The organism is Rhizobium sp. BK379 (genome assembly GCF_014193955.1).
GTDB lineage: Bacteria > Pseudomonadota > Alphaproteobacteria > Rhizobiales > Rhizobiaceae > Rhizobium.
Map to the genome: position 1 here is coordinate 324,418 of NZ_JACIAD010000009.1, position 18,369 is coordinate 342,786.

Below are 18,369 nucleotides of genomic sequence, written 5' to 3' on the forward strand. Positions count from 1 at the left end.
CAACAAAACCGGTTTCGCTTATGAAGAAATTTTGGATCACCGTCAGCATTGTAGCCGTGGCCGCTGTTGGCTTCTGGCAGTTCGGGAACAAGATCCCCTACGCTTCTGATATTCCTTATCTGTCACAGTTCATCAAGAAGCCCGACGGGAGCCAGAACGGCAATCATCAGCAGGCTCAGGCCGACCAGGCTCAGAGCGGCGGCGGACAGCAGGGTGGTCAACAACAGGGTGGCGGACGCCGGCGCGGCGCAAACGGTCCCACAATGGTCAAGACCGTAGCAGCCGTGAAGGCCGCTTTGCCCACCGACGTCACGGCAACCGGCTGGGCAGATGCCGACGACAATACGACGATTGCCGCCCAGGAACAGGGCCTCATCGTCAGCATCGAGGCCAATGACGGCGCCACGGTCAAGGAGGGCGACCTGATCGCCAAACTGGACGACCGGACGGCCAAGGCTGCTGTCGACAAGGACAATGCGATGATCGTGCGTGATGCAGCAACGCTCGCAGAATCCGAGACGGCGCTGACAAGGGCGCAGGACCTCTTCAACCAGAAGGCCGGCACGCAACAGAGCCTCGACCAGGCGAGAGCCGCTCGCGATACCGCTGCCGCAACCGTCGAAGCCGACAAGGCCACGCTCGCTTCGGACCAGGTTATCCTCGAGCATACCGATATTCGCGCGCCTTTCGATGGCAGGCTCGGCGATATCGCTCCCAGCAAGGGTGCCTTCGTCAATGCCGGTGCGGCCATCGTCACCATCGCCAAATACGATCCAATCTATGTGAAGTTCCACCTGCAGGAACGTTACCTGCGTGAACTGAAGAAAGCGCTGGCCGTCGGTCCGGTCGAAGTCAGCACGGCGCCCAATTCCACCAAGGGAAGGGTGCGCAAGGGTGAGATCAGCTTCTACGACAACACGGTAGACACGGCATCGGGCACGATCCTTGCCAAGGCGAAGTTCGAAAACGCCTCGGGTGCGCTATGGCCCGGCCAGTCGATCAATATCATCGTGCATTTCAACAATGACGAGCAGCAGGTGGTCGTGCCGACGGTTGCCGTCAGCCCCGGCCCCGACGGCTTCTTTGCCTTCGTGGCCAAGGACGGCAAATCGCATCTGACGCCAGTGACCGTCGCCCGTGCCAATGGCGGCTTCACGGCCATCGCATCCGGCCTTTCGGAGGGCGACCACGTGGTCGTCGAAGGCCAGGGCCAGCTCAACGACCAGCAGGCGGTCAGCGAGCAATTCGACGACAAGACCCTGAACGTCGCTTCCGCCGACGCGCCTCGGCAACAGCAGCAGGCCGAAACGATCGCGGTGGGGGCTGAGCAATGATCCCGAATTTCTGTATTCAGCGGCCGGTCGCAACGACCCTGCTTGCGATTGGCGTCATTCTGGCGGGTCTTGCGGGCTACCAGCGCGTGCCGGTCGCGGCTCTGCCGCAGGTCGACTTTCCGACCATCAACGTCTCGGCGCAGCTGAGCGGCGCCTCGCCGCAGACGATGGCGACTTCGGTCGCGACCCCTCTGATCAAGCAGTTCGAGACGATCCCCGGCATCAGCGAGATCAGCGCGTCGAGTTCGCTCGGCAGCACCAGTATCGTGCTGCAATTCGACCTGAACCGCGATATCGATGCGGCCGCCGCCGACGTGCAGGCGGCCATTTCGCATGCAACGCGGCAGCTGCCCGACAACATGACGACGCCGCCGAGCTACCGCAAGACGAACCCGGCCGATGCGCCGATCATGCTGCTTTCGGTGCAAAGCAATACCATGCCGCGCAGCAAGCTCGACGAGATCGCCGAAGACATCATCTCGCCATCGCTGTCGACGCTTCCGGGCGTCGCCCAGGTCAGCGTCTTCGGCGCGCAGACCTATGCCGTGCGCGTCGAGGTCGACCCCAACAAGCTGCTCACCCGTGGGATCGGCATCGACACCGTCAACAAGGCGCTTGCGGCTGCCAACAGCCAACAGCCCGTGGGCACGCTGCAGAACAATTCGCAGGCCATGACGATCACGGCCAATACGCAGCGTACCAATGCCGAGCAGTTCCGCTCGCTCGTCATCGCCAATCCGAACGGCGCACCGATCCATCTCGGCGATATCGCCGATGTCCAGGACAGCGTCGAGAACCAGTATACGGGCAGCTGGTATGACGGCCAGCGCGGCATTATCCTGGCCATCCAGCGCCAGCCGGATGCCAACACCGTCGACGTCGTCGATGCGATCAACGCCAAGCTGCCGCAGCTTCACGCCGAAATCCCGCCCTCGGTCAACACGGTCATCATGAACGATGCCGCAAAGCCGATCCGCGATGCCATTGTCGACGTGAAGTTCACGCTACTTCTGACGATCGGCCTCGTCGTTCTCGTCATCTATCTCTTCACGGGCCATGCGACGGCAACGATCATTCCGGGCCTTGCCGTTCCGCTGTCGCTGATCTCGACCTTCGGCATGATGTATGTGCTCGGCTACAGTATCGACAACATCTCGCTGCTCGGGCTGACGCTCGCGGTGGGTCTCGTCGTCGACGACGCGATCGTCATGCTGGAAAACATCCTGCGCCATGTCGAGGAAGGCATGCCGGTGCGCGAGGCGGCGATCAAGGGTGCCGGCGAAGTCAGCTACACCATCATCTCCATGTCGGTGTCGCTGATCGCGGTCTTCATCCCGATCCTGTTGATGGGCGGTGTTGTGGGCCGCGTGTTCAACGAATTCGGCATGGTTGTTGCGATCGCCATCATCGCTTCGGCGATCGTCTCGCTGACGGTCACGCCGATGCTCGGTTCGCGCCTTTCCAACAACCACAGCCGTCCGCCACTGCTCATCCGCATCTTCGATGCCGGTTTCGAGCGGACGCTGCGCGGTTACGACAATGCGGTCGGCTGGTGCCTTCGCCACCGCCCCTTCATCCTCGGGGTCTTCCTCGCTTCCGTCGCGCTGACCGTCTATTTCTTCATGACGCTGCCGACGAGCTTCTTCCCGCAGGAAGATATCGGGCGACTGACGATCAGCACGCAAGCCCGGCAGGATATTTCCTATTCGGCGATGGAGGCCCTGCAGCAACAGGCCGCGGCCGTCGTCAAGGCGAACCCGGCGGTCAATCACGTCATGTCGACCGTCGGCGGCAACCCCAACAAGCCGCAGAACAACGGCTCGATGTTCGTCGAACTGAAGGACAAGGATCAGCGTGAACCGCTTGAGCAGACGCTGCGCGAACTGCGAACGGCGATCAACAAGATCCCCGGCCTGCAGGCCTTCGTGACGCCCAACCAGAGCCTGCGCTTCGGCGGGCGCCAGACCGCCAGCCAATATCAGCTGGTCATCCAGGCGCTTAACGCCGACCAGACCAATCTGTGGGCCGGCAAGATCCAGCAGGCCATGCGCGGCGACCGCCTGTTCACGGACGTGACCTCGGATGCGCAGAACAATGCCCTGCAGGCCAATATCGTCATCGACACCGAGCGGGCCGCCGCCTACGGGATCGACAATGACACGCTGCGCACGACGCTGCAGGAATCCTTCAGCGGATTTGCGGCGGCGGAAATCCAGTCGACCGGCGACAGCTACGACGTCATCGTCGAATACGACACGAGCAAGCCATGGGACGACCAGAAGCTTTCTGAAATCCGCGTCGCCTCCTCCAATGGCAGCCTGGTGCCGCTGTCGAATTTCGCGCATGTCGAGCGCACACTCGGGCCGGTCACCATCAACCAGACCGGCCAGCTCGTCTCGACCACCGTTTCCTTCAACCTGCCGGAGGGCGTATCGCTCAGCGACGCGACGGCCCGGATCGACCAGATCAAGAAGGATCTCAACATGCCGGCCGACGTCTTCACGTCCTATGGCGGCACGGCAGAGATCTTCCAGCAATCGCAGGGCAATACGCCTTATCTGATCCTGGCAGCGGTGCTGACCATCTATGTCGTGCTCGGCGTGCTCTATGAAAGCTTCATCCACCCGCTGACCATCCTGTCGGGCCTGCCGGCGGCGGCCTTCGGCGCGCTGCTGGCGCTGAAGATCATGGGCTTCGATCTTTCGATCATTGCCCTGATCGGCCTGCTTATGCTGATCGGCATCGTCAAGAAGAACGCGATCATGATGATCGACGTGGCTGTCGAAACCATGCGCACGACGGGCGAGAAGGCGACGGCGGCGATCCACGAGGCCTGCGTGCGACGCTTCCGCCCGATCATGATGACGACCTTCTGCGCCCTGCTCGGCGCCCTGCCGATCGCGCTCGGCACCGGTGCGAGCTCGGAATTGCGCCAGCCGCTCGGTATCGCCGTCGTCGGCGGTCTCATCGTTTCGCAGATGCTGACGCTGTTCATCACCCCGGTCATCTTCGTCGAGATGGATCGCTTCGGGAATTTCCTCAACCGCTTGCTCAGCCGAGGGAAGACGGAAGAGCACGTCGCAGAGGAACCACAGGCGATGGCCGCCGAATAGAGAGACAGAAAGGGCGCCTTCCGGCGCCCTCTTCCTTTCAGCGGTCTTCGACCAATCCGGCGAAATCCGCAACCAGCGTATCGCGCGTCTCGAAGCTGATCGGATTGTCGGCGTAGCGATGATTGGCGATGTAGAGCCTCGCGAAAATCAGCCGCCTGTCGCCCTTTGTCGCCCAGCCGACGAACCAGCCGAGCGGCCGTTCATGATTGGTCTTGCCGGCCGCGTTGCGCAACCAGCCGGCGCCGGTCTTGCCCTGGATATCCCAACCGTCAGCCGCTTCAAAATGCGGGACGATCGCCTCCGTCATCTGCCGCGCGCGCTGCGATATCGGCAGGCGGCCGGTTCGAAACCGGCGGAGGAACTGCACCTGGTCCTCGGCGGAGATCCTGAGCGATGACATCAGCCAGGATTCGGTCAGCCCATCCGTATTGCCAGGACCGCCCGAGACATCCTCATTGCCGTAGCCGAAGCGCCTGACGTAATCGGCAAAGGCACGTTTGCCGAGCTTGCGGGTCAGCGCCTGTGAGTACCAGACGATGGAATCCCGCTCCCAGATGGTCGGGTCGGTATCCTTCTGCTCGCGCTGCGGTCGCTTGAGCTTCGGATCATATGTCCAGAGCGGATTGTGCTCATCGACCAGAATGCCGGAATCATAGCCCATCATGGCCAAAGGCAATTTGAAGGTCGACTGCGGATAGAAGCCCTGATCACAATTGCCCTGACGGTAAATCGTCTCGCCGGTCTTCTCATCGATGATGACGGTGCAGCGGATGGGATCGGCGGCATATGCCGGCGCCGGCTTCATGGAAATCACTGCAATACTTATGGAAAATGCCAGAAGAACAAGTCTTTCGAAAGCCACTTTCTCTCTCCATATGGTTCGACCTGGGCTTTCTAGGCTGGCTTGCGAGGCCCAATCAAACGACGATATTTCCGGTCAGGTATAAATCAGATTAGGCCATTGCCATGGTTCGACCATATTTGCCGCTGAATTCGCTGCGCGCCTTCGAGGCAGCGGCGCGCCATCTTTCCTTCACCCGGGCGGCGATCGAACTCTGCGTTACGCAGGCGGCCGTCAGTCATCAGGTGAAACTCCTGGAGCAACGGCTCGGCGTCAGCCTGTTTCGCCGCCTACCGCGCGGGCTGATGATCACGGAGGAAGGGCTTGCGCTGCTTCCTGCCCTGCAGGATTCCTTCGACCGCATGGCCGACATGCTGGAGCGTTTCGAAGGCGGTCATATGCGTGAAGTGCTGAAGCTCGGCGCGGTCGGCACGCTTGCCGTCGGCTGGCTCCTGCCGCGGCTTGCCGATTTCCGCGAGCAATATCCCTTTATCGATCTCAGGCTTTCGACCAACAACAACCGCGTCGATATTGCTGCCGAAGGGCTCGACTATACGATCAAGTTCGGCAACGGCGCCTGGCACGACATAGAGGCCGAAGCCCTGTTCGAAGCGCCACTCTCGGTGCTCTGCATTCCCTCGATCGCCCGCCAGCTCTCCTCCCCCGAAGACGTCGCCCATCAGACGCTGCTGCGCTCCTACCGCGCCGACGAATGGCCGAGCTGGTTCGAGACGGCAGGCGTCACCTCCCCGCCGATCCGCGGCATGGTCTTCGATTCCTCCGTCCTCATGATCGAGGCGGCGCTGCAGGGTGCGGGCGTGGCGCTCGCACCGCCCTTGATGTTCTCCCGCCAGCTAGCTGCCGGCGAGCTGGAACAGCCCTTTCCGGTCTGGATCTCCAAGGGCAGCTACTGGCTGACGCGGCTCAAATCCCGCTCTGTTACGCCCGCCATGGAGATGTTTCGCAAGTGGATCGGCAAGATGGCAGAAGGGACACGCGTGCAACTCGGAAACTAAGCGGCATGGGTTGCTTTCCGCCTGCTCCTATGCGATCACGCGCCTCTCACAAGATATCAGGGGCGCACGACAAGGCGCCCTTTCGCATTTCGGGGCATCCGCCCCGGCTCACAGATTTTCGACATATTTGACAGGGAGCACGGCCATGGCACGGGCGCTCGGGCTTGACTTCGGCACGACCAATACTGTTCTGGCGCTGGCAGACGGCGGCGCAGACACGCATTCCATATCACTGACCAGCAGCGCCGGCACGGCCGACAGCATGCGCACTGCGCTGTCCTTCATGAAGGACGCGCAGCTTGGCGCTTCGGCTCTGAAGGTGGAGGCCGGACATGCGGCAATCCAGCAGTTCATCGACAATCCCGGCGATTGCCGTTTCCTGCAGTCGATCAAGACCTTTGCGGCAAGCGCGCTTTTCCAGGGCACGATCATTTTCGGCAAGCGGCAGAGCTTCGAAGACCTGATGGAAATCTTCATCCGGCGTCTGCGTCACTATGCCGGCGAGAACTGGCCGGGCGACGTGAACCGCATCATAGCCGGCCGCCCCGTGCATTTTGCCGGCGCCAATCCGGACCCGGTGCTGGCGGTGCAGCGATACAACGAGGCGCTGACGCGCTTCGGCTTTCCGGAAATCCATTATGTCTACGAACCGGTCGCGGCCGCTTTCTACTTCGCGCAGAACCTGAAAGCCGATGCGACCGTGCTCGTCGCCGACTTTGGCGGCGGTACGACGGACTATTCGCTGATCCGCTTCGAGACCAGAGCCGGCAAACTGACGGCAACGCCGATCGGGCATTCCGGTGTCGGTGTCGCCGGCGACCATTTCGATGCGCGCATGATCGACAACATCGTTGCGCCGCAGATCGGCAAAGGCAGCCATTTCAAGAGTTTCGACAAGATCCTCGAGGTACCGTCAAACTACTATGCGAGCTTCAGCCGGTGGAACCAGCTGTCGATCTTCAAGAGTTCGAGGGAATTCGAAGACCTCAAGAAGCTGGTGCGCACAGCGCTGGAGCCCGAGAAGCTGGAAATCTTCGTCGACCTTATCGATCACGACGAGGGCTATCCGCTCTATCAGGCCGTCTCGGCAACGAAAATGGCGCTTTCCGCCGCCGAAGAGGCGCCCTTCGATTTTGCCCCGCTCGGCCGCGGCGGTCACCGCACGATCAAGCGCAGCGATTTCGAAAGCTGGATCGTCGATGATCTCGCCCGCATCGAGGGGGCGCTGGACGAGGTGCTGGAAAAGACCAACACCGATGCATCCGGCATCGACAAGGTGTTCCTGACGGGCGGCACATCCTTCGTACCGGCCGTGCGGCGCATCTTCACCGAGCGCTTCGACAGCGACAAGATCGAAACCGGCGGCGAGTTGCTTTCGATCGCACACGGTCTGGCGCTGATCGGCGAACGCGACGATATCAACCAGTGGACTGTGCAATAGTGGCCGAAAGGGCGCGGGCAAGGATGCCCGCCCTTTCATTGCCGTTTTCGCTCCGCTAAAGTCTGCTCATGATCTCCGCAAACGACCTGAGTCCGGCCGAACTTGCAGCACTTCTGCATTTCCATGCGGAGGCGGGCGTGGACTGGCTGCTGGAAGAAGAGCCGGTCGACCGTTTCGCCGAGTTCGAGGCGATGAAGGCCGCGCGCCGTTCGGCGGCACCGGCCGCGCAACCGCAGCCGGACAGACAGGCGCCACCGGAGAGACAGGCGTCCCCCCGCCCTGCGCCGCAGCAGACGGCAGCGTCAATTCCGTCCTCGCGGCCACAGCCGGCAATTCCTGACGGTGAAGCCGTGCAGCAGGCGCGGTTTGCAGCCGAGAGCGCCCGCTCGCTTGCCGAACTGAAAACAGCGCTCGAAGCCTTCAATGGCTGCAATCTGAAAAACAGCGCCCGCTCGACCATTTTTGCGAGCGGCGATCCGGCCAGCGGCATCATGGTGATCGGTCCGGCGCCGGGCGCCGATGACGAGCGCGAGGGAGCGGCCTTTGCCGGCAGGCAAGGCCAATTGCTGGACCGCATGCTGGCTTCGATCGGGCTCGAGCGGTCAGCCATTCTCCTGACGCAGATCATTCCCTGGCGTCCGCCGGGCAACCGCATGCCGTCTGCGGCCGAGACGGAGATCTGCCGTCCCTTCATCGAGCGGCAGATCGCGCTTGCCGAACCGCGTGCCATTCTGCTGCTCGGCAACTACACGGCGCGCTTCTTCTTCGGCGAAAATGACACGATCCACGGGCTTCGCGGCCGCTGGAAGGAGATCGCCGTCGCAGATCAGGTCATTCCGGCCATAGCCAGCCTGCATCCCCAGGACCTGCTGACCGCGCCCGTCAACAAGCGGCTTGCCTGGAGCGACCTGCTGGCCTTCCGGGCTCGACTTAAAGAACTGTCTCTGCTTACAAATTAGCCAAGTTTGAAAATATTGTGAACATTCCCATGCAATATACGCATGGCTGCATCCTGCAAGGGTGCATTGAAGAATCGATGCTGCACTGCAATATAGAGGGCGTGTCTTGGGAGGAATGAACAGGAACCAAGGCCATGAGCAAAAATTTTCGTCCTATACATTGCGGGTTTGAAACCCTGCGCCAAGCAAGCGATCAGGTTCGCAGCACCCAGGGCTACAGCCGTTTCGGCTTTGCCACGAACGAACAGATGATCGCCCGCGGTACCGGAATCAGCAGCCGCACCTCGCGTCCGGCAATGATCTTCGCGGATTTCCAGGAATATTGAAAATTCCGGAATGATGATCCGGCAGGCGGTTCGCCTGCCTTTTCGTATTTCCGAAAGTAGCGACCAATGTCCACAATTCTGATTTCACTGCTGCGCAATATCGCCTCTTTCGAGCATATCCGTGCTGCCGTCTGCGCTGCGCACGAATATCGCCGCGAGCTTTGCGACACGCCGTCAGAGGCCAGGACCCCGGCTTCCGCCATCGCGCTCTGAGAGCACGGTTTGCTGGAATTGCTTCAGCAGTTTTCGGCTTCGAACCTCGCCTTTGCCCATTCGAAGGCTTCGTCCACATAGGCGAACTTGATCGCCTGCCAGCCGACATATTCCCTCAGAAAATCGCGCGACAGCCACAGTTGCGACTTCTTCGGCTCGTCGTACCAGCCGAGACAACCGCGCTGGGCGCCCTTGGCGAGCAACCGCTGGAGATGCGTGCGCGACATCATGAAATCACCGGCGAGCGGGCGGGTTTCCACCCTGCCGATCGCGAGCCGTTCCGGATCGCCTCCCTCGAGATCGAGCCGGGACATGAAATGATCGATGACCATACCGCCGGCTTCCGTCCAGAGGAACAGCGCCACCTGTTCAGGCGGTTCGCGCCATCTGCTATCCTCGAGGCAGTTATAGGCGATACGCGGCTGGATCTGGCGGAAAAGCACGGGATTTTCATGCAGAAACGCCGCCCGGTTTCCACCATCGATGAGATCAAGCGCGCCGAGGTTGGAGTGCAACCAGCCGAACATCGCCTGATGGCTGACTTCGGCGGGCTCGAAATGGCGCGGACGGCGGCGTTCGTCACCCGGCGTATGGGCGATGAAGCGGTAGGTGAAGAGTTCTTCGATGAAGGCAAGCACGGTATTGCGGCTGGCGATCTTGTGCGCGGTGATCTTGCCGGTCAGCCGGACGGCGGTGAAACCCGAGGTCACATCCCGCGGGTCATATTCCAAATGCAGTGCATAGGCCGTCTGCGTCAGGAGCCAGCGTTGATGCGAGGCCAGCAGGCGCGCCAGCCGCGGCCCCGCATCAAACATGCCGCGCATTTGCCCGGCCAGAAAGCGAATGCTCACTACGAAAGAGGGGTTCTGCGCCAGTTCTTCCGCTGTGAACGCCATAATGCTTTTCCTCAACCCTCGCTCGCAAGCCAGCGTTCGGAGCAGCGATACCGAAACTCCCCCGGCATCTATGGCCTATCGATTATGCACGGCTTTGAATAAATGAAAGTAATTCACTTTCATAACCATATTTCTGACAAAAGCGATATCCCAAGATTTCACCACCCCCTTCTCTTTTGAGGGAGTGGCGGAATAGATTTTCAATTATTGCGATAGAAAATTCCACCTGTGATACAGGCGCAGCCACTCAGGATTGCGGTGCGCCAGCTTTTCGCGCTTCGCGACTCTCGAGGCCAAGCTGGTGCTCGCGGTAGATGATGAAGACGCCGGCGGCGATAACGATGAGGGTGCCGAAGAGCATCGTACTGCTCGGAACGTCACCGAAGACATAATAAGCGACAATGCCGCCGAGCAGGATCGAGCTGTATTCGAACGGAGCGATGGTGGAGACATCGGCGTGCCGGTAGCTCTCGGTCAGGAGGATCTGTGCCACACCGCCGCAGAAACCGGCAGCGATCAGGAAGAGCGCCGAGGTCCAGTCGAGCAAAAGCCAGCCGAAGGGGACAGTAACCAGGGAAAAGACCGAAGCGGTGATCGAGAAGTAGAGCACGATCGTCGCCGTCTTCTCTTCCTCGACAAGGCGACGTACCTGGATCATAGCCATGCCGCCGAGAACCGCCGACAGCAGCACGCAGAGTGCGCCGACGGCCTGTTCAGCCGCCATGCCGCCTTCCCTGAACAGCGTGAGCTTCGGCCAGGAGATGATGGCGACACCGACGATGCCGAAACAGACCGCGCTCCAGCGGTATACGCGCACCGTCTCGCCCAGGAAAACCGCTGCGAAGATGACGGCGATTAGCGGCATGGCATAACCAAGCGCGATCGCCTCCGGCAGCGGCAGGTGCAGCAGCCCGTAAAAGCCGAAGCCCATCGAGATGATGCCGAGCGTCCCGCGCTTCAGATGACCGATCGGATTGGCAGTATAGAAGGCAGAGCGCAACTGATGCCGGTAGCCGAGATACGCCATGATCGGAAACAGCGCGAAGAAGGAACGACAGAAAGTCACCTGGCCTGGCGGGATATCCGAGCCTGCCAGCTTGATGAATGTCTGCATGGCCAGGAAGACCACGACCGACGAGACTTTCAGCGCAATGCCTCTCATCGGGTTTCTGAGAACCGATTCCATGATCCTGGCTCTTATGCGGGCATGCCGAGCGGGGAGACGCGTTCGACTCGAACGCAGCGGATGATTTTTTCATCGTAACCGAAGAAATGCGCCGGCGGGGAAAAATCTGCGCGTACCAAACGCCGTGCGTGCATTCGCACGCTCTAACTTTTGGAATTTACGCATCGGGCTTTTCGAAAATCGATTCTGATTTTCGGGCAGATGCTGCAGCGAGCAAGTATTTACCTGCTTTTGATCTGCCGCTTTTCTGTGCAAATTCGTCTTTTGATGAAAAAACTTCTCGTTTTACGCTTATTCGCCCGAAAATGTTCGCATCGGGACCCTTTGCGTTAACCTGTTGCAAACCATGCCCCCGCATCGTTCGCAGTTAATTAATCATACAAAAGAATCGCATTCGTACGCAGCCAGTCGCGTCAGCTTATTTTCAGGATCTTTTTGATGAAGCCGCTCAGCGCAGAGATCATATCCCAGTCACAGAATGCAACGCCCCGCTCGATGCGTGTCGTCACCGACGGCATCAGCACGGATCTGGAGCGTTTCAGCACCGACAACACCAGCATCGTCAAACAGATCAAGCTGCTTGCCATCAACGCACTGATCGAGGCGGCGCGCGCCGGTGAAACCGGCAAGGGCTTTGCGGTGGTTGCCAATGAAGTGCAGCGGCTGGCACAGATCGCCACCGAGATCACCAGCAAGTTCGAAAGCAATGTGCTGGGACGCATCGGTCTCAGCCGCGCGATGGCGGATTCGCTCGTGACCGAAATGGAAGGCGTGCGGCTGACCGATCTCGCGCAGACGCTGGTCCAGCTCATCGTGCGCAATCTCTTCGAGCGCACTGCCGACGTGCGCTGGTGGGCGACGGATACGGCGCTGTGGCAGGCGTTGCAGGAGCCGGACAAGGACCGTATCGCCTTCGCGGGCGAACGGCTCGGCGTCATCAACCGCTTCTATACCGTCTATCTCGACCTCGTCATGACCGATCTCTCCGGCCGGGTGATCGCGTCAGCCAATCCGACCTTCCAGCGCAAGATATCAGGCTCATCGCTTGCCGGTGATCCTTGGTTCCGGGCAGCGGCCAGCTGCGCGTCCGGCGACAGCTATATCGTCGATGAAGTCAAGCCGAGCGTTCTGCACGACCAGCGGCATGCGCTGGTCTACGCGACCGGCATCCGCGAAGGCGGCAAGCTCGACGGCAAGCTGATCGGCACGCTCGGCGTTTATTTCGACTGGCAGAACCAGGGCCAGGCGATCGTCGAGAAGGAGGCGAACCTGCCGCCGCAGCTTGCGGAAAAGACCACCGTCATGCTGCTCGACGGCGCAAGCCGGGTGATCGCCTGCACCAATCAGGCTCTGCTCTTCACCCATTTCGCTCTCGCCAACCCCACCGGCCAGGCAAAGGGCAGCTATTACGACAACAATGGCTCGATCGTCGCTTTCGCGCGCACGCTCGGCTACGAGGATTATGACGGGCTTGGCTGGTACGGCGTCGTCGTGCAGCAGACGGAAAGCGATGTTGCGATCAAGAACGCCCTCAATCTCAAATAGCAGCTTTCTCCTTTCTGCTGCATGCACGATAATTCGACCATAATAAATTGGCTGTGAACTTGGCGCTCACGGCCAATTTGCTTTAACTTTAGTTCAGACTTTAATGTAATCATGGCGGCCAAATTTCAGCAGAGTGCGCCCGCCTCTGTATTCGGCCATTGTCTAATAAAGGTCTTCAGGCAACATGCGAACAGATACCGGCCAGGTCATCAATCTGGCAGATTACCGCCCAACAGATTTCGTGCTGGAACGCGTCGACCTGACCTTTGAACTGGATCCGACGGAAACAAAGGTAGAAGCCCGGCTGATCTTCCATCGCCGCGAAGGTGCCGATCTCTCCGCTCCCCTTGTCCTCGACGGCGACGAACTCAATCTTTCCAGCCTTCTCTTCGATCAGAACGAGCTGGCGCCGGAACGCTACACGGTAACGCCCGAAAGCCTCACGATCCGCGACCTGCCGGAAACGGCGCCGTTCGAAGTCACCGTTACCACGCTCATCAACCCCGAAGCCAATACGCAGCTGATGGGCCTTTACCGCACCAGCGGCATCTATTGCACGCAATGCGAGGCCGAGGGCTTCCGCCGCATCACCTATTTCCCCGACAGGCCGGATGTGCTGGCGCCCTATACGGTCAACATCATCGCCGACAAGGACGCCAATCCGCTGCTGCTGTCGAACGGCAATTTCCTCGGCGGCGCAGGCTACGGTCCGGGCAAGCATTTCGCCGCCTGGTTCGATCCTCATCCGAAGCCGAGCTATCTCTTCGCGCTGGTCGCCGGTGATCTCGGCGTCGTCGAAGACACGTTCACCACAATGTCCGGTCGCGAGGTCGTGCTGAAGATCTATGTCGAACATGGCAAAGAGCCGCGCGCAGCCTATGCCATGGACGCGCTGAAGCGCTCGATGAAATGGGACGAGGAAGTCTTCGGGCGCGAATACGATCTCGACATCTTCATGATCGTTGCCGTCTCCGACTTCAACATGGGGGCCATGGAGAACAAGGGCCTCAACATCTTCAACGACAAATACGTGCTCGCCGACCCTGAAACGGCGACGGATGCCGACTACGCCAATATCGAGGCGATCATCGCGCATGAATATTTTCACAACTGGACGGGCAACCGCATCACCTGCCGCGACTGGTTCCAGCTCTGCCTCAAGGAAGGCCTGACCGTCTATCGCGACCACGAATTCTCGTCGGACCAGCGTTCGCGTCCGGTCAAGCGCATCGCCGAGGTGCGCCACCTGAAATCCGAGCAGTTTCCGGAAGATGGCGGCCCGCTCGCCCATCCGGTGCGCCCGACCAAATATCGCGAGATCAACAACTTTTATACGACGACGGTCTACGAGAAGGGCAGCGAAGTCACGCGCATGATCGCGACCCTGCTCGGCCGTGAGACCTTCAAGAAGGGCATGGACCTCTATTTCGATCGCCATGACGGCCAGGCCGTCACGATCGAGGATTTCGTCAAATGCTTCGAGGATGCCAGCGGCCGCGACCTCGCGCAGTTCTCGCTCTGGTACCATCAGGCCGGGACCCCGCTGGTGACCGCATCCGGCACCTATGATGCAGGCGCCAAGACGTTCAGCCTGTCGCTGGAGCAGATGATCCCCGCGACACCCGCCCAGCCGACCAAGGAGCCGATGCATATTCCGCTGAGCCTCGCGCTGTTTGCCGAGGACGGCTCCAAGATTGAGCCATCCTCCGTCGAGGGCGCCGAATATGCCGGCGAGGTACTGCACTTGACGGCGCGGACGCAAACCGCCGTCTTCCACGGTATCGGTTCGCGGCCGGTGGTTTCGATCAACCGCAGTTTCTCTGCGCCGATCAATCTGCATTTCGACCAGAGCCCGGCCGATCTGGCGCTGCTCGCCCGCTATGAAACGGATCATTTTGCACGCTGGCAGGCGCTGACGGATCTGGCGCTGCCGAACCTCCTGAAGGCGGCCCGCGATGCCCGCGAGGGTTCTGCCATCGTTTGCGAACAGACCTTCATCGATACGCTGGTCGCAGCAGCCGCCGATGAAAGCCTCGAGCCCGCCTTCCGCGCCCAGGCGCTCGCCTTGCCGAGCGAATCCGATATTGCCCGCGAACTCGGCAGCAATATCGATCCCGACGCCGTGCATGCAGGTCGCCAGGCGATCATGAAACAGATCGCCGAAGCCGGCAAAGCCACCTTCGCGGCCCTCTACGACGCAATGACCACGCCCGGCGAATTCAGCCCGGATGCCAAGAGTGCCGGCCGCCGTGCGTTGCGCAACGCCGCCCTCACCTACCTTTCTTATGCCGAGGGTACTCCTGTTCGCGCCAAGGCTGCCTTTGACGGCGCCAACAACATGACCGATCTCAGCCATGCGCTGACGATCCTCGCTCATCGCTTCCCCGACAGCGCGGAGGCAAAGGCGGCGCTCGAAGCCTTCCGCAGCCGTTTCCAGGAAAACGCGCTCGTCGTCGACAAGTGGTTTGCGATCCAGGCCGGCATTCCCGGACAGGGCGCGGTCGATCGCGTCAAGGCGCTGATGGAAAACCCGCTCTTCAAGCGGACCAACCCGAACCGCATGCGCTCGCTGGTCGGCACGTTCGCCTTCGGCAACCCGACCGGCTTCGGCCGTGCTGATGGCGAAGGCTACCGTTTCCTCGCCAGCCAGATCCTCGACATCGACCAGCGCAACCCGCAGCTTGCCGCACGATTGCTGACTTCAATGCGCTCCTGGCGCTCGCTGGAATCGGCCCGTGCAGATCACGCACGCTCGGCATTGCTCGAGATCGAAGGAGCGGCGAACCTTTCGACCGATGTCCGCGATATCGTCGAGCGCACCCTCAAGGGGTGATTTGCCACAAATGATTTGCCGCCTAGCTGTCCTGTGTTCTCCGGACAGCTAGGCCGGCCATCAGCGAATCCCTCCGAAATACCAGCAATCGCAAATGGTTAATAAATTTTTACCAGCAGCTCTGGACAAGGCGAATCACGCATGATTCTCTGTGTGTAGTTCGAGCGAGCGGCGCGCGAATCACACGAGGGATTAGGTTCAGAGATGATGGACGTGCGGCGGGCAACCGCGGCCGAAGGACGGCTGCGTGTCGATTTTGGCGGGCTCAAAGCCTGGCGCGACAGCCTGTCCGGAAATGCTGCGAAAGCTCCTGAACCATTGCTGCGCCACCTGCCGAAGGCAGAGCTTCTCCTGAAGCGCACGATCCCCGTTCTGATCGTCGCCTTCCTTGCCGTCGTGGCGGCCTCTCATTTCTTCGGCATGGTCAGCGAATATAGCCGCATGGAAGCCTCCGCGCGCCATGCGACGGCGCTTTCGGCTGCAACCGCGGCCGCCGTCTTTGCCGATGCGACCGATCTCTTCGACGGCGGCAACGCCGCAGAGGCGCAGGCGCGCCTTGTGAAATTCCTGCCGCAGGACCGGCTGGAAAACGGCGCCTTCGTGCTGTTGGTGGAGGCGAGCGGCAAGGTGTTTGCGGCAACGGCAGCGGGTGCCGCCTATGTCGGCGCCGATGTCTCGGCCCTGTTCCCCGAGATCTCCGCGATCCGCCGCTTCGGCGACCGCACCGACGTCATCGAAACGAGCATCGGCGGCGAGCTGCATTATGCCGAGATCTCCCTGATGGGCACGGCGGGCGGCTATATCGTTTCCGCCACCTCGCTCAACGAGATAAACCGTCTCTGGCGCGAAGAGCTGACGCTCAACGTCACGCTGTTTGCCGGCATTTCCTCCATCCTGCTCGTCATCCTCTATGCCTATTACATGCAGGTGAAACGGGCGCGCGATGCCGACGACATCTTCCTGGAATCCAATCTCCGGGTGGAGACGGCGCTGTCGCGCGGCCGCTGCGGCCTCTGGGATTTCGATTTCCACAATCGCGAATTCTTCTGGTCGCGCTCGATGTACGACATGCTCGGACTTGCCGGTTCGGACAAGACGATGAGCTTTGCCGATGCAGCCCGCCTCATGCATCCCGAGGATAACGGATTGCATGAGATCGCCCGCGCCATCGCCAAGGGCGATTCCGGCCAGGTCGACCAGATTTTCCGCATGCGCCACGCGAGCGGCCACTATGTCTGGATGCGCGCCCGCGCCCAAGTGATCCGCAGCCATTCCGGCCGCGTGCACATGATTGGCATCGCCATGGACGTAACCGAGCAGCATCGCCTGGCCCAGCGCTATGCCGAGGCCGATCAGCGTCTGGCCGATGCCATCGAGTGCACTTCGGAAGCCTTCGTTCTGTGGGACAAGAACGACCGGCTCGTCATGTGCAACGCGCATTTCCAGCAGGCTTACGGTCTTCCCGACAGCGTGCTCGTGCCCGGTACCGAGCGTACGGTCGTACATGCCGCCGCGGCACGCCCGGTGATCGAGCGGCGTATCGCCGATGCCGACGGCTCCGGCTATTCGCGCACGACGGAAGTGCAGCTTGCCGACGAGCGCTGGCTGCAGATCAACGAGCGCCGCACCCGAGACGGCGGGCGCGTATCCGTCGGCACCGACATCACGCCCCTGAAGCGTCACCAGGAGCGCCTGCGCGATTCCGAGCGCCGGCTGATGGCGACGATCAACGATCTCTCTGCCTCGCGCCAGACGCTGGAAACGCAGAAGGCCGAGCTTTCGACCGCCAACTCCAACTATCTCGTGGAGAAAGAGCGTGCGGAGGCGGCCAACAAGGCGAAGTCGGAATTCCTCGCCAACATGTCACATGAGCTGCGCACCCCGCTCAACGCCATTCTTGGCTTCTCGGAAATCCTGCAGAACCAGATGTTCGGGCCGCTCGGCTCGGCCAAGTACAATGAATATGCCCGCGACATCCATGACAGCGGCAAGCATCTGCTCAACGTCATCAACGACATTCTCGACATGTCGAAGATCGAGGCAGGCCATATGCTACTGTCGCGCGAGCGGATCGATCTCGTGCCGCTGATCGAGGAAAGCCTGCGCTTCACCGCCATTCCGGCAGCCGAGAAGAACATCGTCATCCAGCAGCGAATCTCCTCGGGCATGACGCTGATGGCCGATCGCCGCGCCATGAAGCAGGTGCTGCTCAACCTGCTCTCCAATGCCGTCAAGTTCACCAACGAGGGCGGGCGCATCGCCGTGCGCACCCGCCGCGTCGCCGATGGCGTCATGGTCACCATCGCCGATACCGGCATCGGCATCCCGCGCGCAGCACTGATCAAGATCGGCCAGCCCTTCGAGCAGGTGCAGAGCCAGTATGCCAAGAGCAAGGGTGGCTCTGGGCTCGGCCTTGCCATTTCCCGGTCGTTGACCCACCTTCACGGCGGCAGCATGAAGATCCGCTCCCGCGAGTCCATCGGCACGGTGATCGCGCTACGTATTCCCGATGGTGTTTAGGGACGGGGCCTGTGGCTGAGCGAGGACATGGGTGACGACTTCGAGTGCGTTCCGGCCGCTATTGGCCCGAAGCGGCCACACGAAAGAAATGCGTAGAGTGGCTCGGTCTTATCCTCCCGACATGACAGAGCTCCTCTCGAAACCTT

Annotated in this window: 13 protein-coding genes; 10 read left to right on the forward strand and 3 right to left on the reverse strand. The window is 60.9% G+C overall.

Annotated elements, in window-relative coordinates:
- The first annotated feature begins 20 nt into the window (after positions 1 to 20).
- Together FHT93_RS31680 and FHT93_RS31685 are read left to right on the forward strand one after the other, a co-directional pair.
- Positions 21 to 1,334 (forward strand): efflux RND transporter periplasmic adaptor subunit, encoded by a 1,314-nt coding sequence (locus tag FHT93_RS31680; RefSeq protein WP_113202806.1) that lies wholly within the window; start codon positions 21 to 23, stop codon positions 1,332 to 1,334.
- Complete coding sequence (locus FHT93_RS31685) at positions 1,331 to 4,447, forward strand: efflux RND transporter permease subunit (RefSeq protein WP_183851112.1); 3,117 nt, start codon at positions 1,331 to 1,333, stop codon at positions 4,445 to 4,447. Before FHT93_RS31680 ends, FHT93_RS31685 begins: the two co-directional genes overlap by 4 nt.
- Positions 4,448 to 4,484: 37 nt before the next feature.
- Here FHT93_RS31685 and blaOXA read toward each other — a convergent pair whose 3' ends face one another.
- The gene (gene blaOXA, locus FHT93_RS31690) at positions 4,485 to 5,309 is read right to left on the reverse strand and encodes a class D beta-lactamase (protein ID WP_183851113.1); all 825 of its coding nucleotides are present in this window, start codon (positions 5,307 to 5,309) and stop codon (positions 4,485 to 4,487) included.
- Positions 5,310 to 5,413: 104 nt separating this feature from the next.
- Here blaOXA and FHT93_RS31695 point away from each other — a divergent pair, with 104 nt between their 5' ends.
- The 5 genes from FHT93_RS31695 (at position 5,414) to FHT93_RS31715 (ending at position 9,243) form a co-directional block, all read left to right on the forward strand.
- Positions 5,414 to 6,304 carry a LysR family transcriptional regulator gene (locus FHT93_RS31695; protein ID WP_183851114.1) on the forward strand — a complete coding sequence of 297 codons (891 nt, stop codon included), beginning with the start codon at positions 5,414 to 5,416 and terminating at the stop codon, positions 6,302 to 6,304.
- Positions 6,305 to 6,449: 145 nt separating this feature from the next.
- A complete protein-coding gene (locus FHT93_RS31700) occupies positions 6,450 to 7,745 on the forward strand; it encodes an Hsp70 family protein (protein WP_018114301.1) in 1,296 nt (431 codons plus the stop codon).
- A gap of 68 nt (positions 7,746 to 7,813) precedes the next feature.
- Positions 7,814 to 8,704: a uracil-DNA glycosylase gene (locus FHT93_RS31705; protein WP_113013857.1), complete on the forward strand. Its 891-nt coding sequence runs from the start codon at positions 7,814 to 7,816 to the stop codon at positions 8,702 to 8,704.
- 134 nt (positions 8,705 to 8,838) lie between these two features.
- Positions 8,839 to 9,030 (forward strand): hypothetical protein, encoded by a 192-nt coding sequence (locus tag FHT93_RS31710; protein ID WP_183851115.1) that lies wholly within the window; start codon positions 8,839 to 8,841, stop codon positions 9,028 to 9,030.
- Positions 9,031 to 9,096: 66 nt separating this feature from the next.
- Complete coding sequence (locus tag FHT93_RS31715; protein ID WP_183851116.1) at positions 9,097 to 9,243, forward strand: hypothetical protein; 147 nt, start codon at positions 9,097 to 9,099, stop codon at positions 9,241 to 9,243.
- 23 nt (positions 9,244 to 9,266) lie between these two features.
- Here FHT93_RS31715 and FHT93_RS31720 read toward each other — a convergent pair whose 3' ends face one another.
- Both FHT93_RS31720 and FHT93_RS31725 read right to left on the reverse strand, forming a co-directional pair.
- Entirely contained in the window at positions 9,267 to 10,139 is an 873-nt protein-coding gene (locus FHT93_RS31720; RefSeq protein ID WP_112967903.1) for a hypothetical protein, read from the reverse strand.
- A gap of 247 nt (positions 10,140 to 10,386) precedes the next feature.
- Positions 10,387 to 11,325, reverse strand: coding sequence for a DMT family transporter (locus FHT93_RS31725; RefSeq protein WP_029616336.1), 939 nt, complete (start codon positions 11,323 to 11,325; stop codon positions 10,387 to 10,389).
- Positions 11,326 to 11,763: 438 nt separating this feature from the next.
- On the opposite strand from FHT93_RS31725, the gene FHT93_RS35970 reads away from it, so the two are divergent.
- The 3 genes from FHT93_RS35970 to FHT93_RS31740 all read left to right on the forward strand — a co-directional run bounded on the left by FHT93_RS35970 (position 11,764) and on the right by FHT93_RS31740 (position 18,223).
- Complete coding sequence (locus FHT93_RS35970; RefSeq protein WP_113013849.1) at positions 11,764 to 12,870, forward strand: methyl-accepting chemotaxis protein; 1,107 nt, start codon at positions 11,764 to 11,766, stop codon at positions 12,868 to 12,870.
- Between the two features lie 184 nt (positions 12,871 to 13,054).
- Positions 13,055 to 15,703: an aminopeptidase N gene (gene pepN / locus FHT93_RS31735; protein WP_113202799.1), complete on the forward strand. Its 2,649-nt coding sequence runs from the start codon at positions 13,055 to 13,057 to the stop codon at positions 15,701 to 15,703.
- Positions 15,704 to 15,907: 204 nt separating this feature from the next.
- Positions 15,908 to 18,223: a PAS domain-containing sensor histidine kinase gene (locus FHT93_RS31740; protein WP_183851117.1), complete on the forward strand. Its 2,316-nt coding sequence runs from the start codon at positions 15,908 to 15,910 to the stop codon at positions 18,221 to 18,223.
- The last annotated feature ends 146 nt before the right edge of the window (positions 18,224 to 18,369 follow it).